Here is a 19,859-nt window from a genome sequence, read left to right as displayed (position 1 = left end):
GATTAAATATGAAAATAGTAATTTTGGATAGAAAAACATTAGGATTTGATATAGATGTTTCAATTTTTAACAAATTTGGTAGTGTTACATCGTATGATGTTACAAAAAAAGATGAGACAAAAAGTAGAATAAAAGATGCTGATATTATCTTAACAAATAAGGTTTATGTAGGAAAAGATGAGTTAGAGAACTCTAAAGTAAAACTAATTTGTATAACTGCAACAGGCACAAATAATGTTGATTTAAATTATGCAAAAGATTCAAATATTGTGGTTAAAAATGTTGCTGGATACTCAACAAGCAGTGTTGTTCAACTTGGATTCTCTATGATTTTATATTTTGTTCAAAAATTAAACTACTACAAAAATTATGTAGATAATGGTAATTGGCAAAATAGTGATATTTTTACACATATTGATATGCCATTTTATGAACTTGATAATAAAAGAGTTGGAATTATTGGTCTTGGTGAGATTGGTAGAGATTTTGCAAAAAAAGCAAAAGCTTTTAACTGTGAAGTTGTTTACTACTCTACAAGTGGTGAAAATAAAAATAGCGAGTATAAAAGTTTAAGTTTGGAAGAGTTATTAAAAACAAGCGATATTGTCTCAATTCATGCACCTTTAAATGAAAAAACAAAAGATTTATTAAAATATAAAGAGCTAAATATGCTAAAAGATGGAGCAATTTTACTAAATCTAGGTCGTGGTGGAATTATAAATGAAGAGGATTTAGCAAAAATACTAGACCAAAGAGATATTTTGTGTGGTTTAGATGTTTTAAGTTTGGAGCCAATAGCAAAAGATAATCCACTTTTAAAAGTAGTAAATAAACAAAGATTACTTTTAACTCCTCATATAGCTTGGGCTAGTGTTGAAGCTAGAAAAAGATTGGTTGAGAAAGTTGCTTTAAATATTGAAGAGTTTTTAAAACAGAGTGGTTACTAGTAACCACTTTAAGATAGTATTACTTTTACCTTATGCAAACCATAAATAATAGAGAAATCCTCTATTAAATTTGCAAGTTCAACAACCTCTTCATTTTTCATTCTAATACATCCAGCACTAACACTATATCCAAGAGTGTTTTCATTTAAAGTTCCATGAATTCTATAAGTAGAGTTCCCATCAACAATATGAGATAGATTTAATTTTGCTTCACCCATATAGTTATATTTATGGTTTGGAGGAACTACATCTGGCAAGATAATTCCTCTTTTGGCAAAACTTTTTTTAGTATCAGATGTTGGATACCAAACAGGATTTAAAGATATTTCTGTAATAAAACCAAGACCTTGAGGTTTTTTGATACTATTTTTTCCAGTTGAAACGACATAACTTCTTAGAAGTATCTCTTCATTACTCTTTTTAGCAAAAAGTTCCATAATATTATTTTGTGAATCAACTTTTAAAATTAACTCATCAAAATCAAAATTGTTTATAGCTCTTTTTCTATTTTTTAGGCTATTTTTTGAGTTGTTTTTTTGATTATCAAACTCTTTTAAACTAACATTGTATAAATCTTCTAAAATATTATTTTGATCTAAATCTATAAAAGATTTATTATTGTTTAGTTCATTTAAAATATCTTCAGTTAACAATTTTGGATATGCTTTTTGCTCTTTTAAATAAGAAGATCCATTTTTTAAACTCTCTTTTGCTTTTTCTAAATTATCAAAGATATTTAAATTTGTAAAATATCTATTGTTTTTTTTAACTATAAAAGCCTTTTCTTTCATACTTTTTTCAATTTTATTTTGACAAGCTTTTGCATATTCAAGTGTAGATGTAACACAAACTCTAATTGTATAGTTTGTAATATTTGCAAATAAAAAATTGATTGAAAGTATTGATAAAATTAATATTTTCATAAAGATTCCCTATTTTTTTATATTTTATTTATTTATGATAAAATGTGAACCATTTTAAAACTTTTAAGGAAAAAATATGTTTAAATCTGATGATTTGACTTTGTTAAACTCTAAATTTATTACAAAATGTAGCCCATTTATGAAAATATTTACACTATTTTTTACTCCAGCACTACTTTTTGCTTTGGTTTTATTGTGCTATTTTGATTATCTACCTCTTAAAATTGAGATTCATACAGTTATTTTAATAGGATTTATATTTTTTATCTATCTATTTTTTATACCACACAACGCATATTTAGTATCATGTAAATTTAAAACAAGATATGAAAATATGAAAAATGAGCTACTTGAGTATGTTAATAATAATCTTTTAACAATTGATAATCAAACAAAAGCAAATGGAAGTGTTGATGATTTTTTAAAAGAGTACACAAGCAATTTAAGAAATAGTAATTTTTCAAATATTGCTGGTGGAATATTTCCTACATTAGGTATTTTGGGAACTTTTATATCTATTGCTATTACAATGCCAGATTTCAGTTCAAGAGATAGTATTGCTTTGGATTTAGAGATTACAAAACTTTTAGGTGGAGTTGCAACTGCATTTTATGTATCTATTTATGGAATTTTTCTATCTATTTGGTGGATATTTTTTGAAAAATTTGGAATGAGTAGATTTTCAAAAGATAGTTATATAATCAAAGAGAGTACAAAAAACTTTTTTTGGACAAAGATTGATATTGAATCAATTCATATAAAAAGCAATATCGATAACTTTTCAAAAATAAATGATATTTTTAAAGAGTTAACATCAAGCAAAGTTATGAAAACTCTAAATGATAGTATTGAAACTAGATTTGAAAATTTAGAGAGAGTTTTAGAAAAAGAGCTAGATTTATCACATAAAATTGATAAAAATATCTCAAATTTTGAAAGATTACTTAGTAGTGCAGAGAGCCTTAATTATAAAATCAAAAATCAAAATGATATTTTTATAGATATGTCAAATGATTTAAATAAAAATATTATTGAGTTAAACTCTCATATGAACAATTTAAGTAGTGAAAATCTAAAAGCTATATATTCAAATATAGTAAAAAGTATAGAGACGATGAAAGGTGATATAGAGAAAATTGAGTGGAAATATAAAGAGGGATTAAAAGAGTCACTAAAACAAATAGATGAACAAACTGTTGCTATTGTTCAAAACTTATCAATATTTAAAGATTTATCAAAGTAGAAAAATGTATAAAAATAGTAGTGAAAAAGAGGATAATTTTTGGGTTTCATATGCTGATTTAATGGCTGGATTACTATTTGTTTTTATTCTTTTAATTGCTTTAATTGTTGTTAAATATATTTATACTCAAAATACGCTTGAAAATAGTGAAGATAAAAATAGTGAACTTGTTTTAAAACTTAAAACTACGCAAGATCTATATAGTAAAAGTTTAGAAAAGATATTTCAACTTGAAAATAACTTAAATATTGTTCTAAATGAACTTGATACTTCAAGTTTAATTCAGTTAGAACTTGATGAAGAGATTCAAAAAGTAAAAGAGGAAAAAGAGAATCTTGAAAATATTTTACAAGATATTGTTAAATTATTTATTGAAATTGATGAGAAACAGCAAAAAAGTTTAGATGAGATTATTATAAAAGAGCAAGAGATTTTAAAACTTCAAAATGATTTTCAAATAGTAAAAAATAAATTAAACTCTCTAAGCGGAATAAAGTTTGAACTCATCTCAAAAATTAGCCAAAAACTAACGAATTCAATACAAATTGATAAAAAAAGTGGAGCTATAAAATTCTCATCAAATATACTATTTGATAAAAACTCTTTTACACTAAAAGAGCTCTCTAAAAAAGAGTTGAAAGATGTTTTAAAAAATTACTTTGATTTACTATTAAAGGATGAAGAGATTAATAGATATATTGAAAATATAATCATTGAAGGTTATACAGATAGTGATGGAAGCTATCTTACAAATCTATTTTTGTCTCAAAGAAGAGCTTTGAGTGTTATGCAGTTTTTATATGAAGAGAAGATTGTGGAGGCTGAGCTTTTAAATAGTTTTGTAAGCTCAAGTGGAAAATCATCTTCAAATTTGATTTATGATGAAAATGGTGTTGAAGATAAAGATGCTTCAAGAAGAATAGAGATTAAATTTACAATAAAAAATGAAGCTGCCATTAAAGAGCTTCAAAACTATTTAAAAAGAGATTTAGATGAAAATGAAAATAAGCAATAGTATCTATACTCCAAAAAATCTTGAGAACCTTTCAAGTGAGATAAAAAAACTTTTAGCTGAAAAAAAAGAGAGTAAAAAAAACTCTATTTTTAGTTTTTCAAAAAAAATATTAAATAAAAAAGATGACAAAAAATGACCTATGAAGAGTGGTTTTTAAAACAAGGCAAACTTCATAAAACTGTTTTAAAAAAGTTAGAAAATTTAAGTAATGAAGAGATTATAGAGTATTTTAAATTTGAAAATATGCTTAAGAATGAACCAGATTTTTGTCCTTTATATAAAGAGAGTAAAAAGTGCCACGATATGGAAGATTTAAACTGCTATTTGTGTGCTTGTCCACACTTTAGATTTAATGATTTAGGTATTAAAAAAACAGAGGATAATAAAATTTTATACTCAGTTTGTAGCATAAACTCTAAAAAAGGTAGCCAGTTTTCTACAAATAGTGCTATTCATCAAAATTGTTCAGATTGTTTAATTCCTCATAAAAAAAAGTTTATAAAAACAAATTTTAATAGGGATTGGTTTTTTATTATGAGAGAGGTTAGAGTTTAATCTCTAAAATCTCTTCTCATTTACATCATCAATAATAAGTTTTGCTATATTATTTGTTGAAATTGCTATATCTTTTGTAGCACTTGTAACATTTGCATTCTCTTGAGTTTTTTGATCAAGCTGAGATACTGCACTATTTATCTGCTCAATTCCTAATAGTTGCTCTTTACTTGCATTTTCAAAATCTTTTATTAAATTTATAGTCTCTTGAATATCACTATTTAACTCTAAATAACCATCTATCATCTCATTTGCAACAGTTTTACCACTATTTGCTTTTTTTGTAGCTGATTCAACTAACTCTTTTATCTCTTTTGCAGCTTCTGCACTTCTACTTGCAAGATTTCGAACTTCTTGAGCAACAACTGCAAACCCTTTTCCAGCTTCCCCAGCAGTTGCTGCTTCAACAGCTGCATTTAGACTTAAAATATTTGTTTGAAATGCAATATTGTCAATAACTGTAATAGCTTCATTTATAGAAGTTACTTCTTTATTAATCTCTTCCATTGCCTGTGCTGTCTGTTTTGCTAAATTCTCACCAGAAGTTGCTTTTGATGTAACACTCATAGCTATATTTGACATCTTTTCAACATTTTGTGTACTACTTCTTAAATTTGAAGTCATCTCTTCAAGTGAAGCAGCCGTTTCTTCAAGATTTGCAGCTGTTGTTGTAGAGCTTTCATTTAGTTTTTCAACATTCTCCAAAAGAGTATTTGAACTTTGTGATAGTGTTTCTCCATTGTTTTTATTCTCTATTAACATTTTTGTAATAGATGAACCTAAAGTATTTACACCATTTGCAAGTTTCAAAATATGATTAGATATTTTTGAAGTATCAACTTTATTCATATAGTTATATCTACTATACTCATCAATAACTTTTAAAATATTTACAATATTTTGTTCAAGCTCTTGGGCCATTTGATTAATAACAGATTTTAGTTTTATTAAGTTTTGTTCTTCAACCTCTACATTTAATCTTTGAGATAAATCTCCTTTTTGAAACTTTCCTAAAATTTCTATACTATTATTTATAAAAATATTATTATCTTCAATCTCTTTTCTAGCTATCTCTATGTTTTCATCAAGAGTTTTAGACATTTGACCAATCTCATCTTTTGAGTAGTTTTTTATTCTATTTACTGTTTTACTATCACCATTTAAATATTTGAAAAAAGTTTCAAGTGTATTTTGAAAAATATTTAGTGGTTTTAAAATAATTTTGTTTATTGAAGGTATTATTATTATAATCAAAACAATATTTAAAACTATTGTTACAAAAATTGCTATCCAAAATAGTTTGTCTAAATCTTTTATAACCCTATCTTGAACAAGATTAATCTCTCTTTTTATATCATCTGCATATATTCCTGTTACTAAAACCCAATTAAACTCTGGAATATAGATAGAAGAGGCCATTTTTAAAACAATCTCTTTTGTTGCAGGGTTTTCATAGTGATAATATACATATTTTGCATCTTTTGCATATTTAATTAAATCTTCTCTAAAAGCATAACCTTTTATATCAGGAGCTTTAATATTTGTTTTTTGATTATTTAATTTTGGATTTGCTGGATGAAATGCAAAATAGTAATCTTCACCTCTTTTTTCATAAGCAAAAAAGTAACCACTTTTATCATCTAAGTATCTAATCCCAGTTAAAAGTTCAATAACTTTCTCTTTTGCTATTTCTACATCTTTCTCTTTTTTAATAATTGTATTTATTAAAGATTGTACAACTTCAAATTGATGTTTTATTAAAGACTCTTTTTCTCTTGTGATACTTTTTTCGAATCTTTCTAAAGTTGTATCCAATGTTTTATGAGTTCCCTCAAAATTTATACCAGAAAGAATAAAAACACCTATAGAAAAAGGTAAAATTATTATTGCTAGAAGCTTTATTTTTAATGAATTTATCTGCATATGATCTCCTTGATTATAGAAGATTCTACTTTGAAAAATTGAAATATAAGATTAAAATAAGATATTTTTATGATAATTATAAGTAGCTTGTTTCAAAGCTACTCATAAACTATTTTTTACAAATAAATATTAGTTTATCTGCTTTTTCATCTGAATGTAAGAAAAACTCTTTAATATCAACTATAGTAAAACCAGATTCTTCTAAAAGCTCTTTTAAAAACTCTTTTGAGTGATACTCTTGAGTGATACTATCTTGCTCTTTTGAGAAAAGGTTGTTACCTTGTTTTTCAAAAAGTGTTATATTTGTTTGAAGTTTACTATTTTCAAAAAAAGCATCAATTGCTATAAATTTATCTTTAATATCTATATTTATTGACCCTTGTGCAATCTCATCAAAACCAAAATATGTATTTACATCAAAAATAAAATAACCATCTTTATTTAAAATATTTTTTGTATTTATAATAAAATCTTCAAGCTCATTTTTAGGAATATAGTTTAAAACATCAAAAATTGCAGTTGCACAATCAAACTTCTCTTTTATATCTTTTATATCAATTTTCTTTGCATTTAAACCTTTTTCTTGGCAAACTCTTATCTGCTTGCTACTTAAATCAACTCCTAAATAGTTCTTCTTATTTGCTTCTAAATTATTTAAAAAATAGCCTTGACCACAACCTATATCAATAATATTATCAAGATCATTTACCATTATAAATTTTAAAAAATCTTTGTGAAGATGGTAAATCTCCTCTTCAAAATCTAAATATGGCTCAATTTTTGAGTATAGATCTAAACCCATTATAAAAACTTCTCTAAATTATCTTTTAGATTAAAAATTAGCTCTTTTTTTGCATAAAATGAGTTTTTATTTGCTATTAGATGTGCGCTACTCTCCATAATTGTAGGTCCTACTTCTAAACCATTTTGTTTCATAGTTTCGCCTGTTTCAACAATATCAACAATACAATCACAAAGTCCAACAAGTGGTGCAAGTTCAATAGAACCATAAAGTTTTATTATCTCAACAGCCATAGCTTTTTCTTCAAAAAATTTTTTAGCTATTTTTTCATGTTTTGTTGCTATTGTGATTTTACTTTTATCAAAATTTAGTTTTTCACCAGCTCTAAGTCCAAATGCAACTTTACATCGTCCTAGTTTTAAATCTAAAAGCTTGATTAAGTCGTACTCTTTTTCTTCTAAAACATCAAGACCAACAACTCCTAAATCAGCAGCTCCATGCATAACATAAGTTGGTACATCTTGATTTCGTACATTTAAAAACTTAAAACCACTTTTTTCTAAGATTAGTTTTCTATCTTCAAAAACAAATCTCTCTCCAAAAGCTTTTTCAAATCTATCAAGAGTCTCATCAGCAATTCTTCCCTTAGGCAATGCAATTGTTAGCATCTATTATCCTTTTCATATTTTCAAATATTAAATCTTTTTTATATTGGCTATTTTCAAAAAATGAAGATAAAAACTCTCCATCTCCGCCTGTGAATATTATATTTTTATCTTTACAAATCTCAATTATTGGTGAAATGATAGATTTTAATAAAGCAAAAAAAATAGCATCTTTTGTATGAAGCGGTATTTTATCTAAATTAATATTTTTTTCAAAATCACTTCTATCTATCTTTAACAGAGGCGAAATATTTTCATAAGCTTTTAAAAAACTCTCAACTCCTAAAAATATATAACCACCTTTGTGAACAAAATTTTCTATAATATCAACTGTTATCGCACTTCCAGCATCAATAATAACTGCATCTTTTTGAAAACTAGATGCTACAACTCTATCAATTCCCATACCTTTATAAGAGGTTGTAAAATCTATAAAAGTGCTTAAATCTTTTGCATTTGGGTTTTTTTCTAAAAGCTTTTTTTCTGCTTTTTCATTTACACTTATATAAAAAATCTCATCATTAAATTTTGGAATCTCATCATCTTTAAAGTAGTTTTTTATCTCATTATTTATAAAAAATTTTGTGCTTGTATTTCCAATATCACTTAAAATCAACTCTTACGCTCCATTTTAAATCTTTTAAATACTCTTTTGCTTTTGAACAAATTGGGCTTTTTATTAAAAGCTCTTTTACCTTAAAATTGTGTCCAACAAAACTTGATAAAATATTTGAAAATTCAATTAACTCTTCAGCACTTTTTTTTATAAATCTACTTTTTGAATCAATAACAAAAATTGCATAATATTTTAAATCAGTTGTTGTTCCAACAAAAATTTTTATCTTTTTTCTACTATTTAGCTCTTTTGGTAAAATCTCTTTAAAGTCTTTAAATAGTATATTTTTTTTTGTAAAAAACTCTGTAACTTCTCTCATTTATATCCTTAAAACATTTATTATAACAAACTTTAGTATAATTTCTAAAACTAATGAAGCAAGAAATAAAATGAAGAATTTAAGTTACGAAGAACAATCAATAATTACAAGAGGTATTATAAAAGCTGCTGTTTTAATGAGTGAATATGGAGCTGAAAGTATTTTAATAGAGCAAACAGCTCAAAGACTAGGTCGCGCACTTGGTGCTGCTAGTGTTGAGTTATCACTAATTCCATCAGCAATTGTTTTAACTACACTTTATGGTGAACAATCAGTTACAACAACAAGAAGAGTTCATCATAAACCTATAAACATGAGCATAGTTTGTGAGATTCAAAATATTGTTTTAAAAATGGAAAAAAATGATCACGATATAAACTACTTATATGATATTTTAAAAAATTTAGAGACAAAGTATTACAATAGGTGGTTAGTTGTTTTTATGGTTGGACTTGCTTGTGCATCTTTTGCATTTTTGCAAGGTGGAGATTATTTTGCAGTAGCAACTACTTTTGTTGCAGCTTTTGTTGCAATGTTTGTAAGACAAGAGCTTGCAAAAAGAAGATTTGTGATGATTATTACATTTGGAATAACAGCATTTGTAGCTACTATTATTGCAGCAATGGCTAAAATATTTGCTATAACATCTACACCAAATATAGCCTTAGCAGCCAGCGTTTTACTATTAGCTCCTGGATTTGCTTTTGTTAACTCATTTTTAGACTCTTTTAAAGGCTATATGATGATGGGTTGGGGGCGATGGATGGATGGAATGATTTTAACACTAGCTTCAACAGTTGGAATAATATTAGCAATTGCAATTTTGGGTTTAGGAGGATAATTTGGAACTTTTGATTCAACTTTGTGTTCAAGCAGTTTTTGCTGCTATTGCATCTTTGGGTTTTGCAATGGTATTTAATGTTCCAAAACATACACTTAAATATTGTGCTTTTGGTGGAGCAATTACTTACAATTTTAGAACTATCTTTTTAGAACTTGATTTTGGAATAGAGTTAGCTACTTTTTTAGCAAGTGCAATTATTGGGGTAGTTGCTTTATATTGGTCAAGAAAATATAAAGTTCCAAGACCTGTTTATACGGTTGCATCTATTATTCCAATCTTACCTGGAACTTATGCTTTTAATGCAATGGTTACTTTAATAAGTATAAATAGATTTGGCGCAAAACCTGAACTGGTTGAGTTATTTATTCATGATGGATTAAAATCAATATCTATACTTTTTGCAATAACTTTTGGACTTGTTTTACCATCTTTATACTTTTTAAGATTAAATAGACCAGTAATATAAAAATATAATAGGTAAAAAGAAGAAAACATTATAAGAAATAGTAATAAGAGAATAGATACTCTTAGAAAAAATAATATTTTAAGTTTATATAAGATAACATTTTTCCTTGATAAATTGTCTTCTTAAGGGTATAAATTAAAAAAATAACTAATTTTTTATATTTAATAAAAAAGATTTATACATTTTGACAACAAGGAAAAAAATGAATAGAAACTCTCTTAGTAAAATTATTTTAGCGCTTTTAGTAGGATTTTGTTTTTTAGAAGCCAAAACTTATAAAATAGGATTCGCGCAAGATACATTAGCAAATGATTGGAGAAAAGCTCAAGCTGAACAATTAATTTACTACTCTAAAAAATATGATTTTTTGGAAGTTACAGTAACAGATGCAAAAGGTTCTGTTGCTAATCAAATAGCATCTATAGAGAAATTTATAAAAGATGATTATGATTTTATTGTAACAAGTCCAATAAGTCCTAGCATAACTTCAAAAGTTTTAAAAAAAGCGATAGATAAAGGTATAAAAGTTATATTATTAAGTAGAGGAATTAGTGAAGATAATTATACATCATTTATCGCTCCTGATAATTATAAAATAGCTCAAGAAGCTGCTAAATATCTTTTAAAAAAAATAAATTATAAAGGGACAATTCTTATGTTGCAAGGCTTAGACAAAGTAACTTCTACAACTTTAAGAGAAGAGGGTTTTGAAGATATTGCAAATAAATATAAAGATATAAAAATTATAAAAGTAAGAGCCAATTATCTTAGATATGATGCGATAAAAGCAATGGATGAAATTTATGATAAAAATATTCATTTTGATGCAATATATTCACAAAGTGACAGTATGGCAGCAGGAGCTAGAGTTGTAATTGATAAAAGAGATGACAGAAGAGATATTCCTATTATTGGAATAGATTATATAAGTGAAGCTAGAGATGCAATTTTAAATGGTAAACAGTTAGCTAGTTTTATCTATTCAACTTGTGCAAAAAAAGGGATTGAAACAATTGTATCTTTAATTGAAGGCAAAGAAGTTCCAAAAAATTTAATTATAGATACTATTATGGTAGATAAAGATAATGTCAAGTTTCAAAAGCCAATTTTTTAAGAGTATTAAATGAAACTAAAAACAAAAAGCTTAATAAATATAACTATATCTACAGCTTTAGTATTTTTTCTATCAGGTTATTTTACATTTAACTATTTTGAAAATATATTAAAACAGCAGATAAATAAAGATATAGAAAATGATTCCAAAAAAATTCAAAACTTTTTAAGTAACATAGAAAAAAATCAGCTAGAGGTTATAAATAGTATAGAAGATGATGATAAAATTTTATCAATTTTAAATCTAATATCAAATTATGAAGATAAAACATATTATAGTGATTTTATTTTTAATACAGAAAAAGAGTCTCTTATACAATACTCTCAAAAATTTGCAAAAGATGGTGAAAATATTTTAATTGAATTTTTTGACAAAGATAACAGTTTAATTGCGAAGATTTCTTTTAATAAAAGAGTTGATGAGAGTGTTTATGTAATTTATGATGATGGTAATGCTTTTATTAAAAATTTAAAAGATAAAACATTAACTCCTTTAGAAAATAAGATAAATAAGTGTTTAGGAACAAATTATAACTATATAAACAACTACTATACTATATGTCATAAAAAAGAGCTCAAACAAGATAGTTCAATTTTAGGTTATGTAAAAATAAGTTATTTTTTAAATCAAGAAGAGCTTGAAAAATTAAATCTAAATCTAAATCATCCACTATTTTTAAATCAAGGAAATCAAGAATATGAATTTTATTTAAAATTAAATGGTAATAAAGATATCTATTTAATACACAATGTAGATATGAGTTCTTTTTATGATAAAAAGGAAGAACTTATTTTAAATATGTTTATCTCTATATTACTGTTGATAATACTATTTTCAATTCTTTCAACACTTTTTATAAATAAAAATATTTTAAAGCCACTTTTTAAATTAAAAAGTACATTAGAATCAGTTTTAAATAAAAAATATAAACCTATTGAGATAATAAATGATGATGAAATTGGAGAAATTTTTAAGGCAAGTAATAAAATATTTGAAAAACTTTGGGATAACTACTCAAATCTTCAAAGTTATGAAAAAAGTATAGATACTTCAAATTTAGTTACTAAATTTGATACTAATGGATATATAACTTATGCAAATAAGTTTTTTTGTGATATTACAGGATATGAAAAAAAAGATTTAATTGGAAAAACGCATGAAATAATAAGGAATTATGATATGCCAGATGAGTTTTTTGAAGATTTATGGAAAACTATAAAGCAGGGTATTATATGGAGAAATATAGTAAAAAATAGAACAAAAAATAATGGTTATTATTGGGCTGATACAGTTATTAGTCCAATTATAGATATAAATGGAGTTATTACTGGATATATAGCTGTAAGTAGAGATATAACAGATTTTGTACATAAAAATGAAGAGCTTGAGTATCGTGCAAACTATGATTTATTAACTAGTCAATATAGTAGAAATAAACTACTTGAAGATATAGAAAAATTTATATCTCCTATTTTAATAGTTATAAATATTGATAGATTTTTACAAATAAATGATTTATTTGGTCATAAATTTGGAGATGAAGTTTTAAAAAAATTTAGCCAATTTCTTAAAAGTGAGTCTATTAAAGAGTTTAAAAATTTTGATCTTTATAGATATGGAGGAGATGAGTTTGCTATTTTATTAGAAAATTATAATAAAGATTCACTTTTATCCTCTGTTAGAAATATTTTAAGAAATTTAGAAAATAAAATTATTGTAATTGAAGATAAAGAGATTAATTTAAATTTAAGTTGTGGTATATCTTTTGAAAAAACTGATATTTTATTAAGTGCAGAAATGGCTTTACAAATATGTAAAAAAAATAGAGTAGATTTAGTAGTGTATGATGAAAATATTACTCCACATAAAGAGTATAAAAATAATATTTTATGGTCAAATAAGATTAAAAAAGCTATTGAAGAAGATCGTGTTATTCTATTTTTTCAAGCAATTGTAAATAATAAAAATTTGAAGCATGAGAAATATGAGGTATTAATTCGTATAAAAGATACAGATGATAATATCATATCACCATTTTTCTTTTTAGATATTGCTAAAAAAACAAAACAGTATCTTAAGTTAACTAAAATTGTTATAGATAAAAGTTTTGAAATGTTTAAAGATAAAGAAGTTGAATTCTCTATAAATTTAACAAATGAAGATATATCTAACAAAGAGATTAATGAATATATATTTAAAAAATTTGATGAGTATCCTAATATTGCTAAAAAACTTGTTATTGAGCTGGTTGAATCTGAATCAATAGTAGATTATAAAATTGCTATTGAATTTATAAAAAGAGTAAAATCAAAAGGTTGTAAAATTGCAATTGATGATTTCGGTAGTGGTTATAGTAATTTTGAATATTTAGTAAAATTAGAAGCAGATTATATTAAAATCGATGGCTCTTTAATTAAAAATATAGTTACTCAAAAAGAGTCATTTGCCGTAGTTTCAACAATAGTTAATTTTGCAAAGCAGATGGAGATTAAAACAATTGCAGAGTTTGTTGAGAATGAAGATATATACAAAATCATTAAAAACATAGGTGTTGATTTCTCTCAAGGTTACTACTTTGCTCAACCAAAAAAGGAGTTAGAGCAGTAAAAATAATTTATTTAAATTTCTATAATTTTTAAATTTTTATCAAAATTTAACTATAAAATAATATTTATTTACTATTTTAATAATTTATTTATATGAGTTTTATTATTAAAAAAGCCTATATAAATGGATTATATTGATTGTATAGTTCATAATATTAATAAAATAACATTAAATTATAGAATTAATACATAATTAATACATAATTTAATATTATTTTTAAAAATTAAACAAAGGTCGCACAATGTTAAGTAGAATAAATACAAAAATGAAGCTACTACTATTTCCAATTATATTTTTGTTAATAGTAGTAACAGTAGGTGCTGTATATATACATTACAGCAGTATAGCAGATGCAAGAAATACAGCTGCAATAAAAACTGATATTTTTATTCAAAATATACTAAAAGGTAGAATATCAGTATATCAATTTCTAAGAGATCCAAGCCAAGAGGCTGCTTTAAAAGTTAAAGAAGATTTTAAACTACTTCAAAATGATGTTGAATCATTTAAAACTACACTATCATCAGAAAAAAATATAAAACTATCAGATGAGATAATCTATTTATCTAAAGCGTATGTTAACTATTTTGATAATTTTGCACAAACTAGAATCACAAACTTCCAAAATGGAATTCTGCAAGAGACAAGTGATGTGCTTGAGAAAATTTCTCAAATGGTTAAAATAGGTTTAGAACTAGAAGATAAACTTCATGAAATTAATATAAGTGCAATAAAGTTAAAAGAAGAGTCAAATGAGTTTTTAAATAATTTGTTAATTACAATCTCAATTATTGTAATTTTACTATTTTTAATTTTCTCTTTATATATTTCAAAAGTAATAATAGACTCTTTAGATAGATTCAAAGATGGTCTTTTAGGTTTTTTTGCATATTTAAATAGAGAAGCAAATGATACTACTCTTTTAGATGAAACTTCTAAAGATGAGTTTGGAGTTATGTCAAAAGTTGTAAATGAAAATATTTTAAAAACAAAAAAAGGTATTGAAGAGGATAGAGTTTTAATAGATGAAACAATAGCTGTTTTAGGTGAGTTTGAACAAGGTGATCTTTGTCAAAGACTTAATATTGATGTATCAAATCCAGCTTTAAAACAGTTGAAAAATGTGATAAATAGTATGGGTGATGTTTTAGAAAAAAATATTGAAAATATTTTGGATGTTTTAGAGAAATATTCATCATACAACTATTTAAGTAGAGTATCTACAAATGGTTTAAAAGAGCAACTATTAGAGTTGGCAAATGGTATAAATAGTCTTGGAGACTCTGTAACTAATATGTTAGTAGAGAATAAAGCAAATGGTATGACACTAGATGAAACTTCTGATATTTTATTAATAAATGTCGATAAACTAAATATAAGTTCAAATGAGGCAGCAGCATCTTTAGAAGAGACAGCAGCTGCTCTTGAAGAGATAACAAGTAATATTAGAAATAATACACAAAGTATCGCAAAGATGTCACAACTTGCAAATGGAGTAACAAAAGCTGTAACAGATGGACAAGAGATGGCAAATCAAACAACAACTGCAATGGATGAGATAAATACACAAGTAAATTTAGTAAATGAAGCTATTGGAGTAATAGATAATATTGCATTTCAAACAAATATTTTAAGTCTAAATGCAGCTGTTGAAGCTGCAACTGCTGGAGAAGCTGGAAAAGGGTTTGCAGTTGTTGCTCAAGAGGTGCGAAATCTAGCAACAAGAAGCGCAGAAGCTGCAAAAGAGATAAAAGATATTGTTGAACTTGCTACAGTAAAAGCAAATGAAGGTAAAAGTATTGCTACAAATATGATTGAAGGGTATAAAAACCTAAATAATAATATCTCTTCAACAATGAATTTAATAGCAGATATAGAAAATGCATCTAAAGAGCAACTTCTAGGAATTGAACAGATAAATGATGCTGTAAATCAACTAGATCAACAAACACAACAAAATGCAATGGTTGCTAGTCAATCTCATGATGTTGCTGTAAGTACAGATAAAATTGCAAAACTTATAGTTTCAGATGCAAACTTAAAAGAGTTTGCTGGTAAAAATGAGGTAAAAGCAAAAGATTTTGGTATGGATAAAGAGCTAAAAGAGCATATTTTATCAAGTGGGAAAAATACAAAAACTATTAATAGCAATAAAGAGATTTCTAAACCAAAAATTAGTAGCACAAAAGAGATAAAAGCCAACTCTAAAATTAGGGATGATGAATGGGAGAGCTTTTGAGAAAAGAGGTCTTTTTAGAGCAGGATACAATTATTGTCTCTCAAACAAATTCAAAAGGAGAGATAATATTTGCAAATGCTGATTTTTGTAAAATTGCTGGGTTTAGATTAGATGAACTAGTTGGAAAACCTCATAATCTTGTACGAGATAAAGATATACCATCATGGGCATTTGAAGATTTATGGAAAACAATAAAAGCTGGTAAAATATGGAAAGGTATTGTTAAAAATAGAACTAAAAATGGTGGTTTTTATTGGGTAAATGCTACTGTTTTTCCTTCAAAAAACTCAAATGGCGAGATTAGATATGTATCTGTTAGAGTTAAACCAACAAACAAAGAGTTAGAAGAAGCTAAAAAACTCTATAAAATTGGTTGATTTATGTTTTTAAATAGTTCTGACAGTGAAGTATTGAATGCTTTAGATGAGATTGAGAGATATTTAAATGGTGAAGAGAACTATATAAATATTAAAGCTTTTAAAAAAAATAGTCAAATAACTAAAAAAATAACAAATATCTGTAACATTTTAAATAAAAAAAATGATGAAGAACTACAGATATTTGGTGAGATTATGTTGGTTTCTGAAAAACTTGCAAGTGGAATTTTAGATGATAATATAAATTTTACATCTAGTTCAAATTTTAAATTAAACTATATTGCAAAAACTATAAATAGTTTAGCAAAAGATTTAAAAAATAGTATTGAACAGATAAAAAAGACTCTTTTACTTTATGGAGAGTATAACTATATTTCAAAGCTAGATGAGAGTTTAGTTCAAAATGATTTTAGAGTTTTATTTCAAGAGATAAATAATTTAAGACAAACTATTATAAATATGTTAATTGAGAATAAATCAAATGGCTTAACTCTACAAAATAGTTCAGAAGTTCTTCTAAAAAATGTTGATAAATTAAATTTTTCATCCTCAAAAGCTGCTTCATCGCTTGAAGAGACATCGGCTGCTTTAGATGATGTTACATCAAATATTAGAAAAAATACTAATAATATTTTAAAAGTTTCGGATTTATCCAAAAATATTGTCTCTTGTGCAAATATAGGTGAAGATTTGGCACTTAAGACTTCAAAATCAATGCAAAATATTGCTAAAGAGGTAAATTTAGTAAATCAAGCAATAGCTGTAATAGATAGCATAGCTTTTCAAACAAATATTTTAAGTCTAAATGCAGCAGTTGAAGCAGCAACTGCTGGAGAGGCTGGAAAAGGTTTTGCAGTTGTTGCTGGGGAGGTTCGAAATCTTGCAAGTAGAAGTGCAGAGGCAGCTAAAGAGATAAAAACTATTGTAAATAGTGCAACTTTAAAAGCAAATGAGGGCACAGATATATCAAATGATATGATTGATGGATATAAGCAGTTACATTTAAGTATAAATGAGGCTATCTCTTTAATATCAGATATTCAAGTTTCAAGCCAAGAGCAGTTAAATGCTGTTGAGCAGATAAATAGTTCAATATCTTTATTAGATAAACAGACTCAAGAGAATGCAAATATTGCTGCACAATCTCATGAAGTTGCAGTTACTACAGATTTTATCTCTAATCTAATTGTAAAAAATGCAAATGAAAAAGAGTTTGAAGGTAAAAATGATATAAAAGCAAAAGTTTTGTAAGTTTTTATTAAAAGACTCTATTAAAATTTTAAATAGAGTCTTTTAGTTACTACTATATAAAGTTAAATTTTATCAATATCAAAAAGATAGAATTTTTTTATAAATTCATTATCTATATCTATAATTTTTCTCTCATTAAGGCTTTGTAAAACAGATTTTGTACAGTTTACATCTCCTGGCCAACGTCTAGTAAAACCATCTAAAGAGTTTTTATTTGTTCCATCAAGACAGATAGTATTTCCTTCTATATATAAATCTCTACTTGAATCCATATTATTTGTAACTCTCCAAATTAACATATAAGGATTTTCTATATCATTTGTTTTGTAATCAACAATTACTAAAATTTTTATATGAGAAAATAGAGGTTTTAACTCTTCAAAAAGATATTTTTGACTTCTAGTTTTATCTACACTTATAACACAAATTGGATTTTTTGTATCTTTGTAGTACTGTTTTAAGCCTTTTATATCACTTGAAATATTTTTCATTTTACTTAAAAGCTCATTATCTTCTAAAAGAGTGATTCCTAGTTCATCTATCTCATCACCTGTACAATCAAGTCCAAGTTTTCCACCAACTGCAAATTTAGGAGAAGCGTGGTCAAGATGATCTGTAGCACCTCTTGAAACTAAAATATCATCAACATTAACTCTATTTAAAATATATCTTATTATCTCATCATGTGAAGTTAATTTTGGAGCATCAGAGTTTACAAAGATTGCATGTTTTACAAAACTCATCTGTCCTACACCCCAAAATGCATGCATCATTTGACTTGCATGTCCTGGATAAAATGTATCTATTTTCGCCAAAATAAGATTGTGATAAACACCATTTTCAGGCATATAATAATCAACTAAATCAGGTGCAGTTGTTCTTAAAAGTGGTAAAAATATTCTCTCTGTTGCATAGCCCATATATTTATCTTCTAAAGGTGGTTTTCCTACAACTGTTGCTAAAAATACTGGATCTTTTTTGCTTGTAATTGCACTTACCTCCATAAAAGGAAACTCTTCATCTAAAGTATAATATCCTGTATGATCTCCAAAAGGACCCTCTATTTTTAACCTACTTGTATCTACAAATCCTTCTATAATATAGTCATTGTCTTCAGGAACCCAAATATCATTTGTAATAGATTTTACAAGCCTTGCTGGGGAGTTTTTAATAAAACCATAAAGCATAAGCTCAAAAACTCCAATTGGAAGTGGTGCTTGTCCACACCATATATACATAGGATCTCCACCAATTCCAATACTTACAGGCATTTTTTTACCAGCTTTTTTATATTCATGGAAGAAATGATTACTATCTTTGTGTATTTGCCAATGCATTCCAAGAGTGTTATCAGGAAATACTTGAAGCCTATACATTCCTAAATTTTTAAGTTCACCATTTAAACTTTGAGTATAAACTTGCCCCATAGTAATAAAAGCTCCACCATCATCTTCCCAAGTTTTAATAACTGGCAAATCACTAAGTTTTGCATCAGCTCCTAGCTTTATAATCTCTTGACAAGAACCTTTACCTTTAATTTTTTTTGGAATTGTGTTTTTAAGTGAGAATAGCTTACCAATAGTTGAAAGTTTTTCACTAAATGTAACAGGTGGTTTTAGCTTTAAAAGTGATTCAATCTCATTTGCTATTTTATCGCCATCTCCAATAAATAGTTTAACCGCTTCTTCATTACAAAAAACATTCATTAATACAGGTTCTTTAAACTTTTTATTCTTTTTTCTATCAACTACATTTGTAAATAAAATTGCTTTTGAATCAGGTTTCTTAACCTCTACATAAGCAACATGTGGAATTTCTAAATTTATATCAAGTTCATCATCTATTATCTTTAAAAGATTGTGTTTTTTTAAAAGTTCAATAGCTTTTTTCATCTCTACCTCTACTTAAATTATTTTGGTTTTAACTTTAGCATTATATTTATTAATGCTATCTTTCATTTGTGAGAATTAATGTTATGTTTCATTTTGTATCAATTAAAATAGCTATTACTTT

The 19,859-nt window shown here is 25.9% G+C and carries 18 protein-coding genes and 1 pseudogene; 12 read left to right on the top strand and 7 right to left on the bottom strand.

The genetic code is table 11. From position 1 onward, the window contains the following. Positions 1–8 precede the first annotated feature (8 nt). A complete protein-coding gene (locus ASKIR_RS08870) occupies positions 9–947 on the top strand; it encodes a D-2-hydroxyacid dehydrogenase (protein ID WP_066351366.1) in 939 nt (312 codons plus the stop codon). Between the two features lie 8 nt (positions 948–955). Here the strand turns inward: ASKIR_RS08870 and ASKIR_RS08865 are convergent, their stop codons facing one another. Next, complete coding sequence (locus tag ASKIR_RS08865) at positions 956–1,870, bottom strand: L,D-transpeptidase (protein ID WP_066351363.1); 915 nt, start codon at positions 1,868–1,870, stop codon at positions 956–958. A 76-nt stretch (positions 1,871–1,946) separates the two neighbouring features. On the opposite strand from ASKIR_RS08865, the gene ASKIR_RS08860 reads away from it, so the two are divergent. From ASKIR_RS08860 to ASKIR_RS08850, 4 genes are read left to right on the top strand one after another with little or no spacing between them, the layout of a single operon-like run. Continuing rightward, positions 1,947–3,113 carry a MotA/TolQ/ExbB proton channel family protein gene (locus ASKIR_RS08860; RefSeq protein WP_066351361.1) on the top strand — a complete coding sequence of 389 codons (1,167 nt, stop codon included), beginning with the start codon at positions 1,947–1,949 and terminating at the stop codon, positions 3,111–3,113. A gap of 4 nt (positions 3,114–3,117) precedes the next feature. After that, a complete protein-coding gene (locus ASKIR_RS08855) occupies positions 3,118–4,128 on the top strand; it encodes an OmpA family protein (protein WP_066351602.1) in 1,011 nt (336 codons plus the stop codon). Beyond that, a complete protein-coding gene (locus ASKIR_RS10310) occupies positions 4,106–4,264 on the top strand; it encodes a hypothetical protein (protein WP_164698890.1) in 159 nt (52 codons plus the stop codon). The genes ASKIR_RS08855 and ASKIR_RS10310 overlap by 23 nt, the downstream gene beginning before the upstream one ends. Then, positions 4,261–4,683, top strand: coding sequence for a hypothetical protein (locus ASKIR_RS08850; protein ID WP_066158782.1), 423 nt, complete (start codon positions 4,261–4,263; stop codon positions 4,681–4,683). Before ASKIR_RS10310 ends, ASKIR_RS08850 begins: the two co-directional genes overlap by 4 nt. Positions 4,684–4,686: 3 nt before the next feature. Here ASKIR_RS08850 and ASKIR_RS08845 read toward each other — a convergent pair whose 3' ends face one another. The 5 genes from ASKIR_RS08845 to ASKIR_RS08825 all read right to left on the bottom strand — a co-directional run bounded on the left by ASKIR_RS08845 (position 4,687) and on the right by ASKIR_RS08825 (position 8,948). Beyond that, on the bottom strand, positions 4,687–6,606 hold the full coding sequence (locus ASKIR_RS08845; protein ID WP_066351359.1) for a methyl-accepting chemotaxis protein: 1,920 nt from the start codon (positions 6,604–6,606) through the stop codon (positions 4,687–4,689). Positions 6,607–6,715: 109 nt separating this feature from the next. Continuing rightward, on the bottom strand, positions 6,716–7,408 hold the full coding sequence (locus ASKIR_RS08840) for a class I SAM-dependent DNA methyltransferase (protein WP_066351357.1): 693 nt from the start codon (positions 7,406–7,408) through the stop codon (positions 6,716–6,718). After that, positions 7,408–8,016: an ATP phosphoribosyltransferase gene (hisG, locus tag ASKIR_RS08835; protein WP_066351355.1), complete on the bottom strand. Its 609-nt coding sequence runs from the start codon at positions 8,014–8,016 to the stop codon at positions 7,408–7,410. Before hisG ends, ASKIR_RS08840 begins: the two co-directional genes overlap by 1 nt. Continuing rightward, positions 7,994–8,629: a type III pantothenate kinase gene (locus ASKIR_RS08830; RefSeq protein WP_066351353.1), complete on the bottom strand. Its 636-nt coding sequence runs from the start codon at positions 8,627–8,629 to the stop codon at positions 7,994–7,996. The genes hisG and ASKIR_RS08830 overlap by 23 nt, the downstream gene beginning before the upstream one ends. Then, a complete protein-coding gene (locus ASKIR_RS08825) occupies positions 8,616–8,948 on the bottom strand; it encodes a hypothetical protein (protein ID WP_066351350.1) in 333 nt (110 codons plus the stop codon). Before ASKIR_RS08825 ends, ASKIR_RS08830 begins: the two co-directional genes overlap by 14 nt. A gap of 70 nt (positions 8,949–9,018) precedes the next feature. Here ASKIR_RS08825 and ASKIR_RS08820 point away from each other — a divergent pair, with 70 nt between their 5' ends. From ASKIR_RS08820 to ASKIR_RS10430, 7 genes and pseudogenes are all read left to right on the top strand, one after another. Then, the gene (locus ASKIR_RS08820) at positions 9,019–9,789 is read left to right on the top strand and encodes a threonine/serine exporter family protein (protein WP_066351342.1); all 771 of its coding nucleotides are present in this window, start codon (positions 9,019–9,021) and stop codon (positions 9,787–9,789) included. A 1-nt stretch (position 9,790) separates the two neighbouring features. Next, on the top strand, positions 9,791–10,258 hold the full coding sequence (locus tag ASKIR_RS08815; protein WP_066351341.1) for a threonine/serine exporter family protein: 468 nt from the start codon (positions 9,791–9,793) through the stop codon (positions 10,256–10,258). A 202-nt stretch (positions 10,259–10,460) separates the two neighbouring features. Next, positions 10,461–11,372, top strand: coding sequence for a substrate-binding domain-containing protein (locus tag ASKIR_RS08810; RefSeq protein ID WP_066351340.1), 912 nt, complete (start codon positions 10,461–10,463; stop codon positions 11,370–11,372). A 9-nt stretch (positions 11,373–11,381) separates the two neighbouring features. Continuing rightward, on the top strand, positions 11,382–13,979 hold the full coding sequence (locus ASKIR_RS08805) for a bifunctional diguanylate cyclase/phosphodiesterase (RefSeq protein WP_066351336.1): 2,598 nt from the start codon (positions 11,382–11,384) through the stop codon (positions 13,977–13,979). A gap of 859 nt (positions 13,980–14,838) precedes the next feature. Then, positions 14,839–16,218 (top strand): annotated as a pseudogene (locus ASKIR_RS08800) (methyl-accepting chemotaxis protein); the annotation flags it as partial. Next, the gene (locus ASKIR_RS08795; RefSeq protein ID WP_066180922.1) at positions 16,203–16,595 is read left to right on the top strand and encodes a PAS domain-containing protein; all 393 of its coding nucleotides are present in this window, start codon (positions 16,203–16,205) and stop codon (positions 16,593–16,595) included. The pseudogene ASKIR_RS08800 and the gene ASKIR_RS08795, both read left to right, overlap by 16 nt. Before the next feature lie 3 nt (positions 16,596–16,598). Further along, positions 16,599–17,846 (top strand): methyl-accepting chemotaxis protein, encoded by a 1,248-nt coding sequence (locus ASKIR_RS10430; protein ID WP_115588144.1) that lies wholly within the window; start codon positions 16,599–16,601, stop codon positions 17,844–17,846. Between the two features lie 62 nt (positions 17,847–17,908). Here the strand turns inward: ASKIR_RS10430 and ASKIR_RS08785 are convergent, their stop codons facing one another. Continuing rightward, on the bottom strand, positions 17,909–19,738 hold the full coding sequence (locus ASKIR_RS08785; protein WP_066350343.1) for a menaquinone biosynthesis decarboxylase: 1,830 nt from the start codon (positions 19,736–19,738) through the stop codon (positions 17,909–17,911). Between the last annotated feature and the right edge of the window lie 121 nt (positions 19,739–19,859).

Origin of the sequence: Aliarcobacter skirrowii CCUG 10374, from assembly GCF_003544835.1 — a bacterium.
In the GTDB taxonomy this organism is placed as follows: Bacteria; Campylobacterota; Campylobacteria; order Campylobacterales; family Arcobacteraceae; genus Aliarcobacter; species Aliarcobacter skirrowii.
Note: the sequence above shows the minus strand (reverse complement) of the source record. Positions and strands in the feature narration are given on the sequence as shown.

Excerpts from the sequence above, each read along its gene's own strand:
- ASKIR_RS08795 (WP_066180922.1), top strand. The coding sequence starts at position 16,203 with ATGGGAGAGCTTTTGAGAAAAGAGGTCTTTTTAGAGCAGGATACAATT.
- ASKIR_RS10310 (WP_164698890.1), top strand. The coding sequence starts at position 4,106 with ATGAAAATGAAAATAAGCAATAGTATCTATACTCCAAAAAATCTTGAG.
- ASKIR_RS08810 (WP_066351340.1), top strand. The coding sequence starts at position 10,461 with ATGAATAGAAACTCTCTTAGTAAAATTATTTTAGCGCTTTTAGTAGGA.
- ASKIR_RS08825 (WP_066351350.1), bottom strand. The coding sequence starts at position 8,948 with ATGAGAGAAGTTACAGAGTTTTTTACAAAAAAAAATATACTATTTAAA.
- ASKIR_RS10430 (WP_115588144.1), top strand. The coding sequence starts at position 16,599 with ATGTTTTTAAATAGTTCTGACAGTGAAGTATTGAATGCTTTAGATGAG.
- ASKIR_RS08805 (WP_066351336.1), top strand. The coding sequence starts at position 11,382 with ATGAAACTAAAAACAAAAAGCTTAATAAATATAACTATATCTACAGCT.
- ASKIR_RS08865 (WP_066351363.1), bottom strand. The coding sequence starts at position 1,870 with ATGAAAATATTAATTTTATCAATACTTTCAATCAATTTTTTATTTGCA.
- ASKIR_RS08860 (WP_066351361.1), top strand. The coding sequence starts at position 1,947 with ATGTTTAAATCTGATGATTTGACTTTGTTAAACTCTAAATTTATTACA.
- ASKIR_RS08850 (WP_066158782.1), top strand. The coding sequence starts at position 4,261 with ATGACCTATGAAGAGTGGTTTTTAAAACAAGGCAAACTTCATAAAACT.
- hisG (WP_066351355.1), bottom strand. The coding sequence starts at position 8,016 with ATGCTAACAATTGCATTGCCTAAGGGAAGAATTGCTGATGAGACTCTT.
- ASKIR_RS08855 (WP_066351602.1), top strand. The coding sequence starts at position 3,118 with ATGTATAAAAATAGTAGTGAAAAAGAGGATAATTTTTGGGTTTCATAT.
- ASKIR_RS08785 (WP_066350343.1), bottom strand. The coding sequence starts at position 19,738 with ATGAAAAAAGCTATTGAACTTTTAAAAAAACACAATCTTTTAAAGATA.
- ASKIR_RS08840 (WP_066351357.1), bottom strand. The coding sequence starts at position 7,408 with ATGGGTTTAGATCTATACTCAAAAATTGAGCCATATTTAGATTTTGAA.
- ASKIR_RS08845 (WP_066351359.1), bottom strand. The coding sequence starts at position 6,606 with ATGCAGATAAATTCATTAAAAATAAAGCTTCTAGCAATAATAATTTTA.
- ASKIR_RS08820 (WP_066351342.1), top strand. The coding sequence starts at position 9,019 with ATGAAGAATTTAAGTTACGAAGAACAATCAATAATTACAAGAGGTATT.
- ASKIR_RS08870 (WP_066351366.1), top strand. The coding sequence starts at position 9 with ATGAAAATAGTAATTTTGGATAGAAAAACATTAGGATTTGATATAGAT.